We start from the raw sequence: 15,771 nt of genomic DNA, 5'->3' as shown, positions 1-15,771 counted from the left end.
CACCGCGATCGGGTGGCGTCTTCGTAAGGTACGCCCATGAGGAGCCGCGAGGACGAGATGCTCGCGCGGGCCGCCGTGGCCGCGCTGACCTGGCAGCTGGAGCTGGCTCCCAAGCCCGGACTGCCCGACCCGCGCGACCTCGACGCCCGGGTCACCCGCCAGGACCACCGCGCCCTGCGCTGGTCGGCCAAGGCGCTGGAGCCCGGCCTCTTGGCGATGGCGGCCGCCGCCCGCCGTATCGGTGGACCCACGCGCGAACTCCGTACGGAACTGGGCGCGATCGGCCGGTCCACCGAGCACTCGGTGGCCCTCGCGGGCGGCGGACATCGCGGCGCCCTGTGGGTCCTCGGGCTCCTGGTCGCCGCCGCGGCCCTGGAGCCCAGGGCCACCGGCAACGACCTCACCGCGGCCGCCAAGCAGATCGCGGCGCACCAGGACCGGCGGGCGCCGCGGCGGCCTTCCCGGGGGTCGTCCGTCTCGGCGAAGTACGGCGCCGCCGGGGCGCGCGGCGAGGCGCGGGCGGGATTCCCACACGTACGGCGCGCGTTGGAGGCGCTCACCGCTGCCCGTGACGTCGGCGCGTCCGAGCCGGACGCCCGGCTCGACGCCCTCCTCACCGTCATGTCCACCCTCCAGGACACCGAGTTGCTCCACACGGCGGGCCCGCATGGCCTGCGCCATGTCCAGGCGGGCGCGCGCGGAGTCCTCGAAGCGGGCGGTACGTCCACGGAGGCGGGCCGCGAGGCCCTGTCCGCCCTCGACGACGACCTCCACGCGCGCGCGTGGAGCCCCCGCGGCAGCGGAGGGCTGCTCGCGGGGGCGCTGTTCGTGGACTTACTGCCGGTGGCGGTGAGTTCATCGGCGCGGGCTGCCTGATCGCGCTCCTGTGTGGTGGGTTCATCGGCGCGGGCTGCCCGACCGCGCTTCTACGCGGTCAGCTCACCGGCACCGGCGCCGGCACCGTTCACCGTTCACCGGCACCGGCGCGGGCTGTCTGACGCGCCCTTTCGGAGACCCGGCGCTCGCCCACCGCGTCGCCGGCCTCATCGCGTACGAGGCCGCCGGCATCACCCCGCCCAGGAGTAGCCACCCCGGCGTCCCCCAGCCGACCAGCAGCGCGGTCAGGACGAGGGGCCCATCGTGCGGGCGACCGTGACGCCGGTGCCGAAGAAGCCCTGGTACTCGCCCATGCGGTCGGCCGGAGCGAGGTCGAAGGCCAACTGCCAGGAACCCGCGGACTGCTGCATCTCGGCGAGGACCTGCAGTACCGCCCCCGCCACCAGCGCACTCACCGCGACCCACGCCGAGACGCCGGACGACAGGGCGAAGACCGCGCGGGACGCCGGCATGACGAGCCCGGAGTGGCGTATAGCGCGCGTGGCGGACGCGAGGCCCGTGGCACCGCGGGCCATCCCGTACCTGGAAGACCATCACCGCAGCCGTGCTGAGCACGAACAGCGCGGAGACCAGCCAGGCGGGCGCCTCGGTCCGCTCGGTGATCCACAGCGGGATGCCGAGGCTGAGCAGCGGCATCCTCAGCAGCAGCACGGTGTTGAGGAACGTGACCAGGAGGTAGGGGCGGTCGCGCAGAACGCCGAGTCCGTGAACGCGGTGCACGGCGACCGACGGTGACACGGCCGGCAGCCGCAGCAGCAGGGTCGCGCAGAGCAGAAATGTCATCGCTTCCAGCGCGAACACCCCGCCCGAACAGGCACACGAATGGCCGGGCACCGCCACAGGCACCCGGCCACCAGTCTCGTATCAGCCCTTGAAGTCCTGAGGTCCTGAGGTCCTGAGGTCCTGAGGTCCTGAGGTCCTGAAGTCTTCAAGAGCCGTGTTGTTTCAGCTCTTCAGGGCGGCCATCCACGTCTCGACCTCGTCGGAGCGCCGCGGCAGGGCGGCCGACAGGTTCAGGTTGCCGTCCTCGGTCACCAGGATGTCGTCCTCGATCCGCACGCCGATACCGCGGTACTCCTCCGGCACCGTCAGGTCGTCCGCCTGGAAGTACAGGCCGGGTTCGACGGTCAGGCACATGCCCGGCTCCAGCGTGCCCTGCACATACGACTCGGTCCGCGCGGCCGCGCAGTCGTGGACGTCCATGCCGAGCATGTGACCGGTGCCGTGCAGGGTCCAGCGGCGCTGAAGGCCCAGCTCCAGTACGCGCTCGACGGGGCCCTCGACGAGCCCCCACTCGACGATCTTCTCGGCCAGCACGCGCTGGGCGGCGTCGTGGAAGTCGCGGTACTTGGCGCCCGGCTGGACGGCCGCGATTCCGGCTTCCTGGGCCTCGTACACGGCGTCGTAGATCTTCTTCTGGATCTCCGTGTACGTGCCGCTGATGGGCAGCGTGCGGGTGACGTCGGCCGTGTAGAGCGTGTGCGTCTCGACGCCGGCGTCCAGCAGGAGCAGGTCACCGGAGCGGACCGGACCGTCGTTGCGTACCCAGTGCAGGGTGCACGCGTGCGGACCGGCGGCGCAGATCGAGCCGTACCCGATGTCATTGCCCTCGACCCGCGCGCGCAAGAAGAACGTGCCCTCGATGTAGCGCTCGCTGGTCGCCTCGGCCTTGTCGAGGACCTTCACGACGTCCTCGAAACCGCGCACGGTCGAGTCGACGGCCTTCTGCAGCTCGCCCGCCTCGAACTCGTCCTTGACCAGCCGGGCCTCCGACAGGAAGACCCGCAGCTCGTCATCGCGCTCGGCGGTCACCTTGTCGGTGAGTGCCGCCTCGATGCCGGCGTCGTAGCCGCGTACGACGCGGACCGGACCGGTGGCCTCGCGCAGCGCGCCGGCGAGCTCGCGGACGTCCGAGGCGGGGATGCCGTACAGCTCCCCGGCCTCCGTCAGGGAGTGGCGGCGGCCGACCCACAGCTCGCCCTGGCCGTTGAGCCAGAACTCGCCGTTCTCGCGGTCGGAGCGCGGCAGCAGGTAGATGGTCGCCTTGTGGCTGCCGTTCCCGTTCGGGGCGTCGGCCGGCTCCAGGACCAGGACGCCGTCCTCGGTCAGGTTGCCGGTGAGGTACGCGTACTCGACCGAGGCCCGGAAAGGGTAGTCGGTGTCGTTCGAGCGGGTCTTCAGGTTGCCCGCGGGGATGACCAGACGCTCGCCCGGGAAGCGCGCGGAGAGCGCGGCACGGCGGGCGGCGGTGTGCTCGGCCTGTGCGATCGGCTCCAGGCCGTGCAGCTCCGTGTCGGCCCAGCCGGACTTCATGCTTTCGGCCAGCTCGTCGGACACGCCCGGGTACAGGCCGTTCTTGCGCTGCTTGATCGGCTCTTCGGGAGTCTCGTCCGGGGTCTCCGGGTTGAGCTCGTCCGCCACGGTCTGCCTCCTAGATACGACTCTGGACCCCCACCATCGTACGGTCGTACTGAAGGGGGTCCAGAGCTGGAAGACCTGTTACGCAGGGCTCACTCGGAGTGCGTTGCGCACGGCTCGCTCGAAGGCCGTTACTTACGGCTCGCTCGCAGTGCGTTGCTCACGACTCACCCGAAGCGCGGCGTGCGGCTCACGTGGCGTGCGGCCCACGCGAACGTGCGGCTCCCGCGGCGTACGCCCCACGTGGCGTGCGGCTCCTTTGGCGTACGTCCCACGCGACGTACGACTCCTGCGGCATACGCCCCACGCGACTCACGGCTCACTCGAAGCGCGCCGCCAGAAGTACGACGTCCTCCTCGGAGTCCGCCTCGTCCAGCCCGTCCAGCAGCACACTCCGTAGGACGTGATCGGCGAGCGCGCCCGGATCGTCGCGCAGTGTCCTCGGGACACTCGCCGCCGCCGCGTGCAGCCGGGCGAAGGCGCGGTCCATGGGATCGCCGGTGCGGTGCAGCAGGCCGTCCGTGTACAGGAGCACCGTCTCGCCGGGCTCGGCGCTCAGTTCGACGCTCGGTGCCTCCCAACAGGCGAGCATGCCCAGGGGCGCCGACAGGGAGGTCTCCACGAACTCCGTGCGCCGCGGGCCGATCACCAGGGGCGGGCTGTGTCCGGCCCCGGCGAGGGTGATCTTGCGCAGCGCGGGCTCGCAGAAGGCGAACAGGGCGGTGGCGGAGCGCGCGGGCTCGGTCAGCCGCATCAGCAGTTCGAGGTCGGACAGGACGGCGACGGGGTCCTCGCCCTCCATGACCGCGTACGCCCGCAGGGACGCCCTCAGCCGGCCCATCGCGGCGACCGCGCTGGGCCCGGACCCGGTGACGGAGCCGACCGCGAGGCCGAGCGCGGCGTCGGGCAGCGGCAGCGCGTCGTACCAGTCCCCGCCGCCGCGCGGTCCTGTGCGGTGCCGGGCGGCGAGCTGGACGCCGGAGACCCGGGGCAGCCGCGAGGGCAGCAGCTCCTCGGACATCGTCGTGAGGCACGCGCGCGTGCGCTCCAGTTCCAGCAGCCGTGCCAGGTGTTCGGTGGCGTGCCGGGCGTACCGGCCGATGAGGTGGCGCTGACGCTCGACCGGTTCCGCGGGCTCGTCGTAGAGCCATACGGCGGCGCCCAGGCGGCCCGCGGCGTCCGTGGACAGGGGCAGCGCGTAGCTCGCCGCGTAGCCGAGCTGGGCGGCCACCTCGCGGTGGCGGGGGTCGAGCCCGTCCTCGGCGAACAGGTCGGGCTGTGTGATCTCCGCCTCGCCGCCGGGCAGTCCGGCCGCCGTGTCCAGGAGTTTCCCGTACGCCATACAGCTGCGCGGGACCGTTTCGATGTGGCCGAGATCGGCTCGCGCGAGGCCCAGTCCGATCGTGGTGTCCGGGCCGAGTCCGTCGCTCGGTTCCATGACGACGAGACCGCGCCGGGCGCCCACGAGGGCGGCTCCGGCGCGCAGCAGCTCCTCGAGTGCGTCGCTCAGTGTCGCGGTGCGTGCCAGGCGTTCGGTGAGTTCGTGGAGGGTGGTGAGATCGGAGACCAGTCCGGCGAGACGATCTTGGAGATCGGCTCCTGGGCCGGTGGAGGAGGTGGCCGAGGGGGTGACCGCGGTGGTGGACCTCGGCGCGACAGTGTGTGCGGGCGAGGGAACCGTGGAATCGATTCCGGCCACTTTCGGAAGGTGAGGGGCGGTCATGTCATCCGGCTTTCCGACCGGTGCGTATTGCTCAATAGCATCGCAAACCCCCATGTCGTTCTGCGCCGCAAGCAGTGTCTCCACATGTACACGCACTCGTGAGGGGATGTCCAGCATTGTCCTGCCGGGATTCCTGGTGTCCGTGAGACGGGCGGTAACCCTTGCGGGAAAGTAAAGTTGGCTTAAAACTGACTCGGGTAGCGGCTTATTGAGGTCGACTGGCCTAGTTCGACGGAGCGTCACAGCGGTCGTGATGGGTACGTACTCGGTGAAGGCCAGGGGCGATTGCGTATCGCCCGGAACCTGGCAACGGACCCGGGCGTCTTAACCACCGACGACCGTGCCCCATCCTCCCGTGGCGTAGGCGGCCAGAAATACACGGGACGGCAAAACGCCAGGCGCCGCCACCCCACGCCATGCCCATGATTCAGGCACAGCAGTACGGACGCGGACGCAGCCCGACGCTCGGCCCAGATGGGTTCCCCTTGCCTCCAGCAAGGGTGTGATGCGCCAGCAGGTACGCACAGTGAAGTGATCGACACATGATGTGAATGGTCCACAGTGTTGCCAGGCGTGCAACGGAAAGGAACGAGCGCTCATGCGCGAGATCCTCGGAAGGCGACGCAGGCTCCTGTCCAGGCGAAACAACGGGAGGACTGAGATGCTCAAGTCGGCCCTGACCTTCGCGACCGAATGGCAGTGGCCCGTACTCCCGGGTGTGGCGGCCGACCCGCAGGGGCGCGCCCGCTGCGGATGCCCTGACCCGGAGTGCACGGTGCCCGGCGCCCACCCCTTCGACCCCGGCCTCCTCGCGGCCACCACCGACGAGCGCATGGTGCGCTGGTGGTGGACCAACCGGCCGACGGCACCGATCGTGCTGGCCACCGGTGAGACGGCGCCCTGCGCGGTGAGCCTGCCCGCCCTCGCGGCGGCCCGCGCACTCGCCGCGCTCGACCGCCAGGGCATGCGCCTGGGCCCGGTCGTCGCGGCCCCCACGCGATGGGCGATCCTCGTCGCGCCGTACTCCCTGGAGCAGCTCGGCGAACTGCTGTACGCCAAGGACTACGTCCCCGGCTCTCTCCGCTTCCACGGAGAGGGCGGCTACATCGCCCTGCCCCCGTCCGGGACGGGCCAGGGCCAGATCCGCTGGGAACGTGCACCACTGCCCGGCTCGGCCGCGCCCTGGGTGCCCGATGTGGAGGCCGTGGTGGACGCGGTGGTGGAGGCCCTCACTCGTACGGGTGTGAGCGCGCCCGAGTTGTAGGGGTGTCGGGCGCGCGGCGAACCGGGTGCCCGCCCATGGTCGTTATCTTCCCCTCTATGAACCTTCGCCTGCTCGCACTCGCGGGCGTAGTGGCGGTCACGGTCGCTCTTCCGTTGGCCGTGGCATCCGCAGGACCTGTCGGTGACGAGGGTCCTGCGGATGCACGTGCGTCCGCACACTCCAGCAGTTCCGAACACGACGTCGGCAGTGGCGGCAACAAGGCGCCGGCCCCCGACCCCGCTCCCGACCCCGCGCCGTCGCCCCGGCTGCTCGGCCTCGGTCTCGCCACCGCCGCCCGCTGCGGCCCCGAACTCACCTCGGACGACGGCATCGAGGCGCAGACCTGCGTCCTGACGCAGGGTGAGGAGACCTGGGCGCGCACCTACTACCGCAACGCGACCGGTGGCGGGCTGAGTTCCGTACTGAGCCTCATGGAGCCCGGTGGCCGCACCGTGCTGATGCGCTGCGCGGTGGGCGCGGAGGACGACCCGGGGGTGTGCGAGACACCGCGGGGGCGTACGACGGGGGATGTGGCGGCGTACGCGGCGGTCGCGGAGTTCGCGAGGGGCGGCGAGGACGGGCCGCTGCTGCTGCGCTCGGGGAGCAACTCGGCGCCGTAGGCCGTGGAGCAACTTTGGCGCCGTAAGCCCAGGGAGGAACTCGGCGCCGTGCGTTGGGGAGGCAACTCGGCGACGCAGCAAGGCGGTTGGCACCGTACGGGATCTTGCACATGAAAAGACCCGGTTGCTGGCGACGGGGGATGCACCAGCAACCGGGCTACTCGAACGGTAACAAGAGATCGGCGGTTCGCAAATTCGGTCTTGGCTATTCGGACACGAATTTACCTGCCGGTACGGGGAGTTGTGACAGGAGTCACCTGTTGAGTGACTCCTGACCACCTGACCGGGAGGTCAGTTGCCTTGTCTGTATGTCAGCTGAGTGTCACCTGTCGGTTGGTGAGGCCGCCGCGGGCCCGGCGCTCGTCCGAGGTGAGCGGTGCGTCCGTGGCCAGGGCGGTGGTGAGGCGCTCGGCGAACTCGGCCGCCGGCTTCTCGATGTCGTCCGCCGTGACCCCCGTCGGCAGGTCCCAGACGGGCACGGTGAGCCCGTGTGCGCGGAAGGAGCCGACCAGTCGGGTGCCCTCGCCGAGGCTCGACCTCCCGGCCGCGTGCAGCCGTGCAAGTGCGTCCAGAAGACGCTCCTCCGGGTACTGCATGACCCAGCGCAGGTGATTCTTGTCGGGCGTCTCGCACCAGTAGGCGGCGTCGACGCCGGAGAGTTTCACGGTCGGAATGGCGGCGGCGTTGGCCCGCTCCAGGGAGGCGGTCACCTCGGGCGACGCGTTCTCCGCGTCCGGCACCCAGAACTCGAAGCCCGCGTGCACAACTGGCTCGAAGGTGCCCTCCGGGTCGAGGAGATCCTGGAGCCGCGGAGCGTCGGACGGGGCGCGGCGGCCCTCGACCGGGGTGCCGGGCTGCGCGGTGAGCGCGCGCTGGAGGGTGTCGGCCAGGTCGCGGCTGATGTCGCCGGACGCGGTGTCGTTCTGTAGGCCGATCAGGACCGAGCCGTCGTCGCGGCGCAGCGCGGGCCAGGCCATCGGCAGGACGGTGGCGAGCGTGACCGAGGGGACGCCCTCCGGCAGGCTCTGCCTGAGCTTCAGTTCGACGGTCGCGGCGGGCACCAGCTCGCGCAGCGCGATCCAGTCGCCCTCGCCCGCCAGGCCCTCGAAGGGGCGCTGCACCAGCTCGGTCGCCGCGTGCGCGGCGGCCCGGCCGTGACAGGCCTTGTAGCGGCGGCCACTGCCGCAGGGGCAGGGTTCGCGTGCGCCGACCACCGATACGTGTCCATCAGCGCCTCCGGCTCGGGCACCATCCTTCAGCTGCGGCTGCTTGGCCTTCGTCTGGGGTCGCTTCTTGGCCATCGTGGGTGTCTCCCGGTTACGGCTCGTCTCGTTACGGGCGCGAGCCTAGCCGTTCGTACGGGGGCCGACGGGACCCTGTGGACAACGCACCAGGTCGTCCCGGAACCGACACTTCGGTCCAGGTCGGTGTCTTATCGGGCCTGCTGTCGGTGTCGTATCGGGTCTGCTCAGGCCAAGTCGTCGAAGGCGTCCGCGAAGTCCAGGCCGGGTATCGTCGGCTGCTGCGGAATCAGCGGCTGCCTGCGCTGGGCCGGTGAGGCGACGCGCGTAGCCAGGTCGTCGCGTCCCAGGTCGTCGCCTCGGCGCGAAGCCTTCACGTCGTCCTGGACGACGGCCCAGACCGTTATCTCTCCGCGGGCGTCGTCCCGGACGCCCCAGGCCTTGGCCAGCGCCGTGATGATGTTCAACCCGCGGCCGCCGTGTGCGGTGACCGAGGGTGTGGCCGGAATCGGACGGGTCGGACCGCCGCCGTCCGTCACCTCGACGATGAGCCTTCCGGACGCGTCGACCCACCACGCGGCGCGGACGTCGCCGTCCCCCGCCAGGGCGTCGCCCAGTGGCCTGCCGTGTCGGCACGCGTTGCTGAGCAGTTCGGAAAGGATCAGTACAGCGTCATCGATGACCGTTTCCGCTATGCCACCGGTACGCAGCTGATCCCGCATCCGGTGTCTTGCTTCCCCCACGCCCGCAGGGCCATGAGGTACGGCCATGCTTGACGACGCGGGCACCTCCTGTGCCACCACCAACGCCACCCCCGAGACCTCCTTTGCCCCACGCCACGGTGTGGATGCCCCTTTGAACTGGACCGGAAACCGGCCAATCAACGTCTGCTGACGCACTCGTAACGATCGAATACGGAGCGAACGCGCCGGAGCACTCCCGGTCATTGCATGGCTGGATTTCGATGGTTTCTTGTGGAGTTTTGGGAGATCGCTGGCTGAAAATGTGCGGCTGCGTCAGCGGCCCAACTGTCCCAGGACCGCGCCCGGGCGGTTGGTGATGATGGCGTCGATGCCCAGCTCAACGCAGAGGTCGACATCCTCGGGATCGTTCACGGTCCAGACGTGGACCTGATGTCCGGAGCGTTTCAGACGGTCGATGTACCCGGGGTGACTGCGTACGATCCGCATCGACGGGCCCGCGATCCGGACACCCGCGGGCAGCCGTCCGTCGCGCAGCCGGGGTGAGACGAACTGCAGCAGATAGACCGTGGGCAGGGTCGGCGAAGCGGCCCGGACGCGGTGCAGTGAGCGCGCCGAGAAGCTCATGACGCGTACGGGCGACTCCGCGGCGGACTCCGGGGCGTCCAGGCCGAAACGCTTCAGCAGGTGCAGCAGCCGCTCCTCGACCTGGCCGGCCCAGCGCGTGGGGTGCTTGGTCTCGATGGCCAGTTCCACCCGGCGGCCGGCGTCGGCGACGAGTTCGAGCAGCCGCTCCAGGGTGAGGACGGAGGTGTCCTCGCGGTCCCCGGGGCCGTACTCCCAGTCGGGGGACTCGTCGCGGTTCTTCCAGGCGCCGAAGTCCAGCGCCGCGAGATCGGCGAGTTCCAGGGCCGACACCGCTCCACGGCCGTTCGACGTACGGTTGACGCGGCGGTCGTGGACGCAGACGAGATGGCCGTCCGCGGTCAGTCGTACATCGCACTCGAGGGCGTCCGCACCGTCCTCGATCGCCTTCTTGTACGCGGCCAGGGTGTGCTCGGGTGCCTCCTCGGAGGCTCCGCGGTGGGCGACGACCTGAATCGGGTGCTGTCGTGCATGGGTCACCGCGTCATGGTGCCACCGTTGAAGGGCAGGCGTGAGGGTGGATATGCCAGGAATGGGTTAATTTCGCCTGACAAGACCCTTATAAAGAACGGTCTCGGACACACAGGCACCGCTTATGGTGCTCTGACGTCCAGTGGGAAAAGCTGACGGCAGACAAGAACACATGCACAGCTGATTCGCGCCGGATCGCCGACAAGCGTGAGCGAGCGTGACCGAGTGCGACCGAGAACAACAGCCGTGGATCGAGGAGAAGAGCTGTGAGCACCGAGAACGAGGGCACTGCGGTACCCCCGGCCCCGTCCGCACCTCCTGTGCCGGTGGACACTCCCGCTGCTTCCGCGCAGACGGCCGCGCCGGGGGAGAGCGTGCCGACCGCTCAACTCCCGGCGGTGCCTCCGAGCGTCCCCGGCACACCGGAGCACGCACCGGCGTACGGCACATCAGGCCAGGCGCCTGCGTACGGCTCCCCGGACCAGACGCCGACCTACGGCGCACCCGACCAGGCACCGGCCTACGGAACTCCGGACCATGCACCGGCGTACGCCTCCGTGGGCGCCGGGGCTCCTGACGCGCAGGGCCACGACTCCGGGGCCACCGGGCCTTCCGGGGCGCCGGTCTCCGCGGCCGAGGCGGGCTGGCCGCCCCCGCCGCCCGCCACCCCCTCGTACGCGGACGGCGGCGGTTCGGGCACCGGCTGGGGCTCCTCCTACCAGGAGCCCGCCCCCAAGTCCGGTGGCGGACGCGGTGGTCTGGTCGCCGCGATCCTCGTCGCCGCGCTGGTCGCGGGCGGCGTGGGCGGCGGCATCGGCTACACGCTGGCCAAGGACAACGACGACTCCACTGGCTCGACGACGGTTTCCGCCCCGCAGAGCAGCGGTGATGTGAAGCGCGCCGCGGACTCCGTCGCGGGCGTGGCCGCCAACGCGCTGCCGAGCACGGTCACCATCGAGGCCGAGAGCAGCAGCGGCGAGGGCGGCACCGGCACCGGATTCGTCTTCGACAAGGAAGGCCACATCCTCACCAACAACCACGTGGTGGCGGACGCGGTCGACAACGGCAAGCTCACCGCGACCTTCTCCAACGGCAAGAAGTACGACGCCGAAGTGGTCGGCCACGCGCAGGGTTACGACGTCGCGGTCATCAAGCTGAAGAACGCGCCGTCGGATCTGAAGCCCCTCGCCCTCGGCGACTCCGACAAGGTCGCCGTCGGCGACTCGACGATCGCGATCGGCGCGCCCTTCGGTCTCTCGAACACGGTGACCACGGGCATCATCAGCGCCAAGAACCGCCCGGTGGCCTCCAGCGACGGCACGTCCAGCGCTGCCTCGTACATGAGCGCCCTACAGACGGACGCCTCGATCAACCCCGGCAACTCCGGCGGCCCGCTCCTGGACGCACAGGGCTCGGTCATCGGCATCAACTCGGCGATCCAGTCGAGCGGCAGCCTCGACGGCACCAGCCAGTCCGGCTCCATCGGCCTGGGCTTCGCGATCCCGATCAACCAGGCGAAGACCGTCGCCCAGCAGCTGATCAAGACGGGCAAGCCGGTGTACCCGGTGATCGGCGCGTCGGTCTCCCTCGAAGAGGGCACCGGCGGCGCGAAGATCACCGACCAGGGGGCGAGCGGCTCCGCCTCGATCACGTCCGGCGGTCCCGCGGACAAGGCCGGCCTCAAGTCCGGTGACGTCATCACCAAGCTCGACGACCAGGTGATCGACAGCGGCCCCACCCTCATCGGCGAGATCTGGACCCACCAGCCCGGCGACACCGTCAAGCTCACCTACACGCGCGACGGCAAGACCCACACCACCGACGTCACCCTGGGCGAACGCGAGGGCGACAGCTGACCGTGGCCCCCAAGTGGCCCACCAGCCCACGACACCTCCCGGGGCGGGTACGCTGTACCCGCTCCGTCCCAGGTGGGCCGGGGCGAGGGTGGGTTGCCCGAGCGGCCTAAGGGAACGGTCTTGAAAACCGTCGTGGCAGCGATGTCACCGTGGGTTCAAATCCCACACCCACCGCGCAGGTCAGAAGCTATGCAGGTCAGAAGGGGTGCCACTCTCCGGAGCGGTACCCCTTCTGCATGACCTTGTCTCACCCTGATTCGCCGGTATCCCACTTCTGACCAGCGCGTGCGGCCAACCTGCGGCCAGGATTCACGCGCCCTCGGCACCCTCCTCATGGTCCGCGAACCCCTGCTCGATCAGCGCGTTCATCGTGGCTTCCTCGCCGTCCAGCACCTTGGCGTAGTAGCGCTGGAGAACGGCGACGCTTTGGCCGGCCCGCCGCGCGGTCTCGGCGAGGCTCACCCCGGAGCGGAGCCAGAACGACACGCAGGCGTGCCGCAGGTCGTACGGGATAGCTGCCAGTGGAGAGGCCACCTGCGCCGGCGTGAGCGCTTTTCGGCGGGCTTCCTTCCACGCGGCGCCGTACTCCTGCGACCGGATCGGCCCGCCGCGGACGGCGCTGAACAACTGACCTTCGGACGGGGTCCCGACCGCTTCGAGATGCACCCGCAGTATGGCGACCAGGACAGGCGGAATCGGCACGGGCCGGACCGCGCGGCGAGCCCGGTGCTTCAACTGCCTTTCCTCGTACGGCTTGCCGTCATCTGTCCACGCGGAACCAACCTGCGGCCGGGCGCCGGCGAGCATGAGCCGCCCCCACCCCTCCTTGGGTAGTTCGCACTGGTCAGCGCTCAACATGGACACCTCTTCCGGGCGCATCGCGGCGTAGTAGATGCAGGCGAAGAACGCGACCAGATGAACACCGCGCGGCCCCTGCGCACGAACCGCGTCCAGGAGCGCCCGTGCCTGTGCGGGCGTGGCGACGCTCCGCACGTCCAGTTCCTCCACTGCCTTGGGTGTCTCCCAGTGCACGCGGAGCAGGGGGTTTCCGGGCAGCAACTCGTGTTCTACGGCCAGGCGTAGGCAGTTGCTCAGCACCGCGCGGCGCCGCCGGAACGTGTTCGCGGCGGCGGCCTTGCCGTCCTGACGTGTAGCCAGGTGTTCCAGCACCGTGCGCATGCGCTTGGCGCTGTCCAGGTCGACCACGGCCGGCGCGTTGCGGTCCACCCATGCCAGAGCCTTGGCTTCCGCTTCCGGCACATCCTGATCGTGGCGCCCAGCGTTGAAAGCCCACTGGTAGAGGGCGCGGCGCAAGAGGTCGTCTGCCGGGCGTCCCTTGCCTGCCGGGCACAGAGCCATCGTGGCGATGGTCAGGCTTTCCGCGATGCTCGCCCGGTGCTTTGCCGCCGCAGTCGGCCACTTCCGCGCGGCGTGCGCGCGAGAGTGGGCGTACCAGCTCGTACGGTTCCGCTCGCGCACCTCCGAGACGGGGAGGCCAGTCTCCGGGTCGAACGGTTCGCCCTTGCGGGTCGCGGTCAGCAGCTCTGCCCGGCGCGCGTCCGCGAGGGTCTTGGTTGAGAACTTCTCCTGGTGCTCCGTCCCGTCCACCTGCCAGCGAAGTTGGAACGGAGCGGCCTTGCTTGGACGCTTCCTAACGTTCCAAATGCGCACGTCGTAGCTGTGCATTGTGCTCCTCACGGAGATGGGGCCTGCCGTACGGCGGGCCCCATCGGGTCGGTCAACGGTCAGGCCGCGATCTCGTGCTTTGTCCACCACGCGTCCAAGTCGCTGCGACGGCAACGGATCTGGCCGTTCGGCAGCTTGATGAGCTTCGGCGCCTTGCCACGGGCGCGCATCCGGTAGAAGGCGGCGCGACTCATCTCGATCTCTTCGAGGACTTCGGGGAGCTTGAGCATCTGGGGGCGAGCCATGGTGCGACTCCTCTGCGGGACTCTCGGGGTGTGGTTGGCGGCACAATGTCGTGGGTCGCGGACCATCGCGGACCACCCCGCCTGACCTGCGGTTTTGTAGAGCCTGGTGTGCGGACCATCGCGGACCACCTGTGGGAGCGTGGTCCGCGATGGGCGCGTTTCGGGGCTGGTGAATGCGCAGGTCAGGCGAGGTGGTCCGCGATGGTCCGCGACCCGGCGGAATGTCAGCGCTGCCCTACTCGGATGTGTCTGGGGAGGGACGCACGGTGATTCCGGTGTAGATGCGGACACGCGTGCCGCCATCGCGGGGGCGAGTGAGGGTGAGTTGCGGGATCACGGAGAGCAGATTGCGGCCGAAGATCTGTTTCGTGCCGTGGCGGACGCCGTTGTCCTCGGCCCACTCGCGCCAGACGTTCCACAGGTCGTCCACGGCGACGGTGCATGCCGGGCCGGTGGTGCAGCGTTCACGGACGAATGCGCTGGTCGGTGAAGCAGTGTCCTGCATGGTGGTGATCGCGTCACGGCTGGAAGACGGTTGCGTGATCCGCCCGTTGCGCTGGAGACGTGCGAGCCCATCCAGAGCCCAGTTGAGGATCCCGGGCATTTCCGCGGTGAGACGGTCGGTGAGGGTCGGGTCTTCCTTGCCGAGCCATGACACGCGCATGCTGAGCAGGATGAACCGATTGGCGATGACACCGGATGAGTCGCCGAAGTGCGGCAGCTCGTTGGACAGGATCATCAGCCGCGAGGGGACCCGGCCCGTCCACGGCTCACGGAACTTACGGTCGATGTCGATCGTGTCGTCACCCGAGATCGTCAACAGCCGCTCCACTACCTGACTGTTGTCGTTCCCGGACAGACGCGCGTCCGAGATGATCGCGAGGGACTTGCCGATCAGCGTGGACAGACCGAAGTTCGTCCCGAGCCCCGCCAGGGTCGGGCCAGCGAGATTCTCCTTGCCGACCAGCGCTTTCAGCACGCGGGCGATGGTGCCCTTGCCGGAGCGAGAGGGGCCGACGATGAGCAGGATCTTCTGCTGATCGGTACGCCCGGACAGGACGTAGCCGAACCACTCTTGAAGTGCGGCGATGGTGTCCGGGTCGTCGGGCCAGAGCTGCGCGAGGAACCGTTCCCACGTCGGCGCGGTCGCGTCGGGGTCGTAGGCGAACGGCACGGACACGAGGTTGAAGAACTCAGGACCGTGCGGCAGCAGCGCCCGGCCCTGAATGCGCAGGAGCCCGTTCTCACAGGCCACGATGGGCCCCTCATCCTGCCCCGTGGCACCCTGCCCATCGATCCATGCCGGGGCGTCGGTATCCGTGGGCAGCAGGGTGATTGCCCCGAGGGCATCGAGCAGGTTGCCGATCTTCTGCTTTGTCGGGGCCCACTGGTGCGGTTCCGGCTCGCCCTTCTTGTTGAGGCCGATGTAGATGGAGTGTTCGAGGCGGGTGTACATGCCGGCGCGGATCTGCGCGTCGTCCATCTCGCGCCAGCAGGAGCCGTTCCAGCGCATCCACGATGCCCGCCAGCGCCGGTACAGGAGCCGTCCGTCCTCGGTCTGCCAGTCGGGCAGTAGCCGGCGGGCTACGGCCAACGGGTTGGTGGGCGGGGGTAGTTCCTCGGTGTCAGTCTCGGGGCGGCTCATCATGCGGCGGTCCTCCCTTCGGGGAGCCGGGCAAGGGCGCCGCTACAGGCGGCTTTGTGTGCGTCGTAGTCGGCGACCAGTGCGGCCACGGCGTGGGAGCCGGTGGCCATGCGGGTCTGCCCGCAGATGCAGGCGTAGGCGGCGTTCGGGGTGTCACCTGGTCGTTTGGACCAGCGGGCGCCGTCTTTGTGGTGGCGGTAGACCGGTGGGGCGTAGATGCGGATACCGGGCTGATCCGGCGTCGGGTCACCGCCGTTGCCGCGTCCCTCGCCCGCCGGGAACCGCTTCAAGCGCGGAAGGGCAGAAAGGACGCCCTTGCGGGCGGCGACCTTCGGGTCGCCCACGGATGGCCGTGGCGG

Annotated in this window: 15 protein-coding genes and 1 tRNA gene; 6 read left to right on the top strand and 10 right to left on the bottom strand. The window is 69.8% G+C overall.

The window, feature by feature from the left end; translation table 11 throughout:
* The first annotated feature begins 36 nt into the window (after positions 1-36).
* Entirely contained in the window at positions 37-876 is an 840-nt protein-coding gene (locus ACIPC1_RS13640) for a triphosphoribosyl-dephospho-CoA synthase (RefSeq protein ID WP_402516461.1), read from the top strand.
* Between the two features lie 245 nt (positions 877-1,121).
* Here ACIPC1_RS13640 and ACIPC1_RS13635 read toward each other — a convergent pair whose 3' ends face one another.
* The gene (locus ACIPC1_RS13635) at positions 1,122-1,349 is read right to left on the bottom strand and encodes a hypothetical protein (protein ID WP_402516459.1); all 228 of its coding nucleotides are present in this window, start codon (positions 1,347-1,349) and stop codon (positions 1,122-1,124) included.
* A 92-nt stretch (positions 1,350-1,441) separates the two neighbouring features.
* Here ACIPC1_RS13635 and ACIPC1_RS13630 point away from each other — a divergent pair, with 92 nt between their 5' ends.
* Positions 1,442-1,576 (top strand): hypothetical protein, encoded by a 135-nt coding sequence (locus tag ACIPC1_RS13630; RefSeq protein WP_402516457.1) that lies wholly within the window; start codon positions 1,442-1,444, stop codon positions 1,574-1,576.
* A 266-nt stretch (positions 1,577-1,842) separates the two neighbouring features.
* Here ACIPC1_RS13630 and ACIPC1_RS13625 read toward each other — a convergent pair whose 3' ends face one another.
* Together ACIPC1_RS13625 and ACIPC1_RS13620 are read right to left on the bottom strand one after the other, a co-directional pair.
* Positions 1,843-3,318 carry an aminopeptidase P family protein gene (locus ACIPC1_RS13625; RefSeq protein ID WP_402516454.1) on the bottom strand — a complete coding sequence of 492 codons (1,476 nt, stop codon included), beginning with the start codon at positions 3,316-3,318 and terminating at the stop codon, positions 1,843-1,845.
* A gap of 316 nt (positions 3,319-3,634) precedes the next feature.
* A complete protein-coding gene (locus ACIPC1_RS13620; RefSeq protein ID WP_402516453.1) occupies positions 3,635-5,155 on the bottom strand; it encodes a PP2C family protein-serine/threonine phosphatase in 1,521 nt (506 codons plus the stop codon).
* A 481-nt stretch (positions 5,156-5,636) separates the two neighbouring features.
* On the opposite strand from ACIPC1_RS13620, the gene ACIPC1_RS13615 reads away from it, so the two are divergent.
* Positions 5,637-6,302 carry a bifunctional DNA primase/polymerase gene (locus ACIPC1_RS13615; RefSeq protein ID WP_402516450.1) on the top strand — a complete coding sequence of 222 codons (666 nt, stop codon included), beginning with the start codon at positions 5,637-5,639 and terminating at the stop codon, positions 6,300-6,302.
* A gap of 56 nt (positions 6,303-6,358) precedes the next feature.
* On the top strand, positions 6,359-6,922 hold the full coding sequence (locus ACIPC1_RS13610; RefSeq protein ID WP_402516448.1) for a hypothetical protein: 564 nt from the start codon (positions 6,359-6,361) through the stop codon (positions 6,920-6,922).
* A 311-nt stretch (positions 6,923-7,233) separates the two neighbouring features.
* Here ACIPC1_RS13610 and ACIPC1_RS13605 read toward each other — a convergent pair whose 3' ends face one another.
* From ACIPC1_RS13605 to ACIPC1_RS13595, 3 genes are all read right to left on the bottom strand, one after another.
* Entirely contained in the window at positions 7,234-8,223 is a 990-nt protein-coding gene (locus ACIPC1_RS13605; RefSeq protein ID WP_402516446.1) for a DUF5926 family protein, read from the bottom strand.
* 167 nt (positions 8,224-8,390) lie between these two features.
* Entirely contained in the window at positions 8,391-9,062 is a 672-nt protein-coding gene (locus ACIPC1_RS13600; RefSeq protein ID WP_402516445.1) for an ATP-binding protein, read from the bottom strand.
* 117 nt (positions 9,063-9,179) lie between these two features.
* Positions 9,180-9,989 carry a glycerophosphodiester phosphodiesterase gene (locus ACIPC1_RS13595; RefSeq protein ID WP_402516442.1) on the bottom strand — a complete coding sequence of 270 codons (810 nt, stop codon included), beginning with the start codon at positions 9,987-9,989 and terminating at the stop codon, positions 9,180-9,182.
* 257 nt (positions 9,990-10,246) lie between these two features.
* Here ACIPC1_RS13595 and ACIPC1_RS13590 point away from each other — a divergent pair, with 257 nt between their 5' ends.
* Both ACIPC1_RS13590 and ACIPC1_RS13585 read left to right on the top strand, forming a co-directional pair.
* Positions 10,247-11,836, top strand: a complete 1,590-nt coding sequence (locus ACIPC1_RS13590; RefSeq protein ID WP_402516439.1) for a trypsin-like peptidase domain-containing protein — start codon at positions 10,247-10,249, stop codon at positions 11,834-11,836.
* A gap of 87 nt (positions 11,837-11,923) precedes the next feature.
* Positions 11,924-12,010 (top strand) — tRNA-Ser (locus ACIPC1_RS13585).
* 135 nt (positions 12,011-12,145) lie between these two features.
* Here ACIPC1_RS13585 and ACIPC1_RS13580 read toward each other — a convergent pair.
* The 4 genes from ACIPC1_RS13580 to ACIPC1_RS13565 all read right to left on the bottom strand — a co-directional run bounded on the left by ACIPC1_RS13580 (position 12,146) and on the right by ACIPC1_RS13565 (position 15,702).
* Positions 12,146-13,444 (bottom strand): tyrosine-type recombinase/integrase, encoded by a 1,299-nt coding sequence (locus tag ACIPC1_RS13580; protein WP_402516437.1) that lies wholly within the window; start codon positions 13,442-13,444, stop codon positions 12,146-12,148.
* 137 nt (positions 13,445-13,581) lie between these two features.
* Positions 13,582-13,767: a helix-turn-helix transcriptional regulator gene (locus ACIPC1_RS13575; RefSeq protein ID WP_402516436.1), complete on the bottom strand. Its 186-nt coding sequence runs from the start codon at positions 13,765-13,767 to the stop codon at positions 13,582-13,584.
* Positions 13,768-14,002: 235 nt separating this feature from the next.
* The gene (locus tag ACIPC1_RS13570) at positions 14,003-15,415 is read right to left on the bottom strand and encodes a phage/plasmid primase, P4 family (RefSeq protein ID WP_402516433.1); all 1,413 of its coding nucleotides are present in this window, start codon (positions 15,413-15,415) and stop codon (positions 14,003-14,005) included.
* Entirely contained in the window at positions 15,412-15,702 is a 291-nt protein-coding gene (locus ACIPC1_RS13565) for a hypothetical protein (RefSeq protein WP_402516431.1), read from the bottom strand. The genes ACIPC1_RS13570 and ACIPC1_RS13565 overlap by 4 nt, the downstream gene beginning before the upstream one ends.
* Positions 15,703-15,771: the final 69 nt, after the last annotated feature.

Origin of the sequence: Streptomyces sp. NPDC087263, from assembly GCF_044744645.1 — a bacterium.
GTDB lineage: Bacteria > Actinomycetota > Actinomycetes > Streptomycetales > Streptomycetaceae > Streptomyces.
This window is presented reverse-complemented; position numbering and strand designations above follow the sequence as displayed.

Excerpts from the sequence above, each read along its gene's own strand:
- ACIPC1_RS13640 (WP_402516461.1), top strand. The coding sequence starts at position 37 with ATGAGGAGCCGCGAGGACGAGATGCTCGCGCGGGCCGCCGTGGCCGCG.
- ACIPC1_RS13635 (WP_402516459.1), bottom strand. The coding sequence starts at position 1,349 with ATGCCGGCGTCCCGCGCGGTCTTCGCCCTGTCGTCCGGCGTCTCGGCG.
- ACIPC1_RS13620 (WP_402516453.1), bottom strand. The coding sequence starts at position 5,155 with ATGCTGGACATCCCCTCACGAGTGCGTGTACATGTGGAGACACTGCTT.
- ACIPC1_RS13615 (WP_402516450.1), top strand. The coding sequence starts at position 5,637 with ATGCGCGAGATCCTCGGAAGGCGACGCAGGCTCCTGTCCAGGCGAAAC.
- ACIPC1_RS13610 (WP_402516448.1), top strand. The coding sequence starts at position 6,359 with ATGAACCTTCGCCTGCTCGCACTCGCGGGCGTAGTGGCGGTCACGGTC.
- ACIPC1_RS13605 (WP_402516446.1), bottom strand. The coding sequence starts at position 8,223 with ATGGCCAAGAAGCGACCCCAGACGAAGGCCAAGCAGCCGCAGCTGAAG.
- ACIPC1_RS13575 (WP_402516436.1), bottom strand. The coding sequence starts at position 13,767 with ATGGCTCGCCCCCAGATGCTCAAGCTCCCCGAAGTCCTCGAAGAGATC.
- ACIPC1_RS13570 (WP_402516433.1), bottom strand. The coding sequence starts at position 15,415 with ATGATGAGCCGCCCCGAGACTGACACCGAGGAACTACCCCCGCCCACC.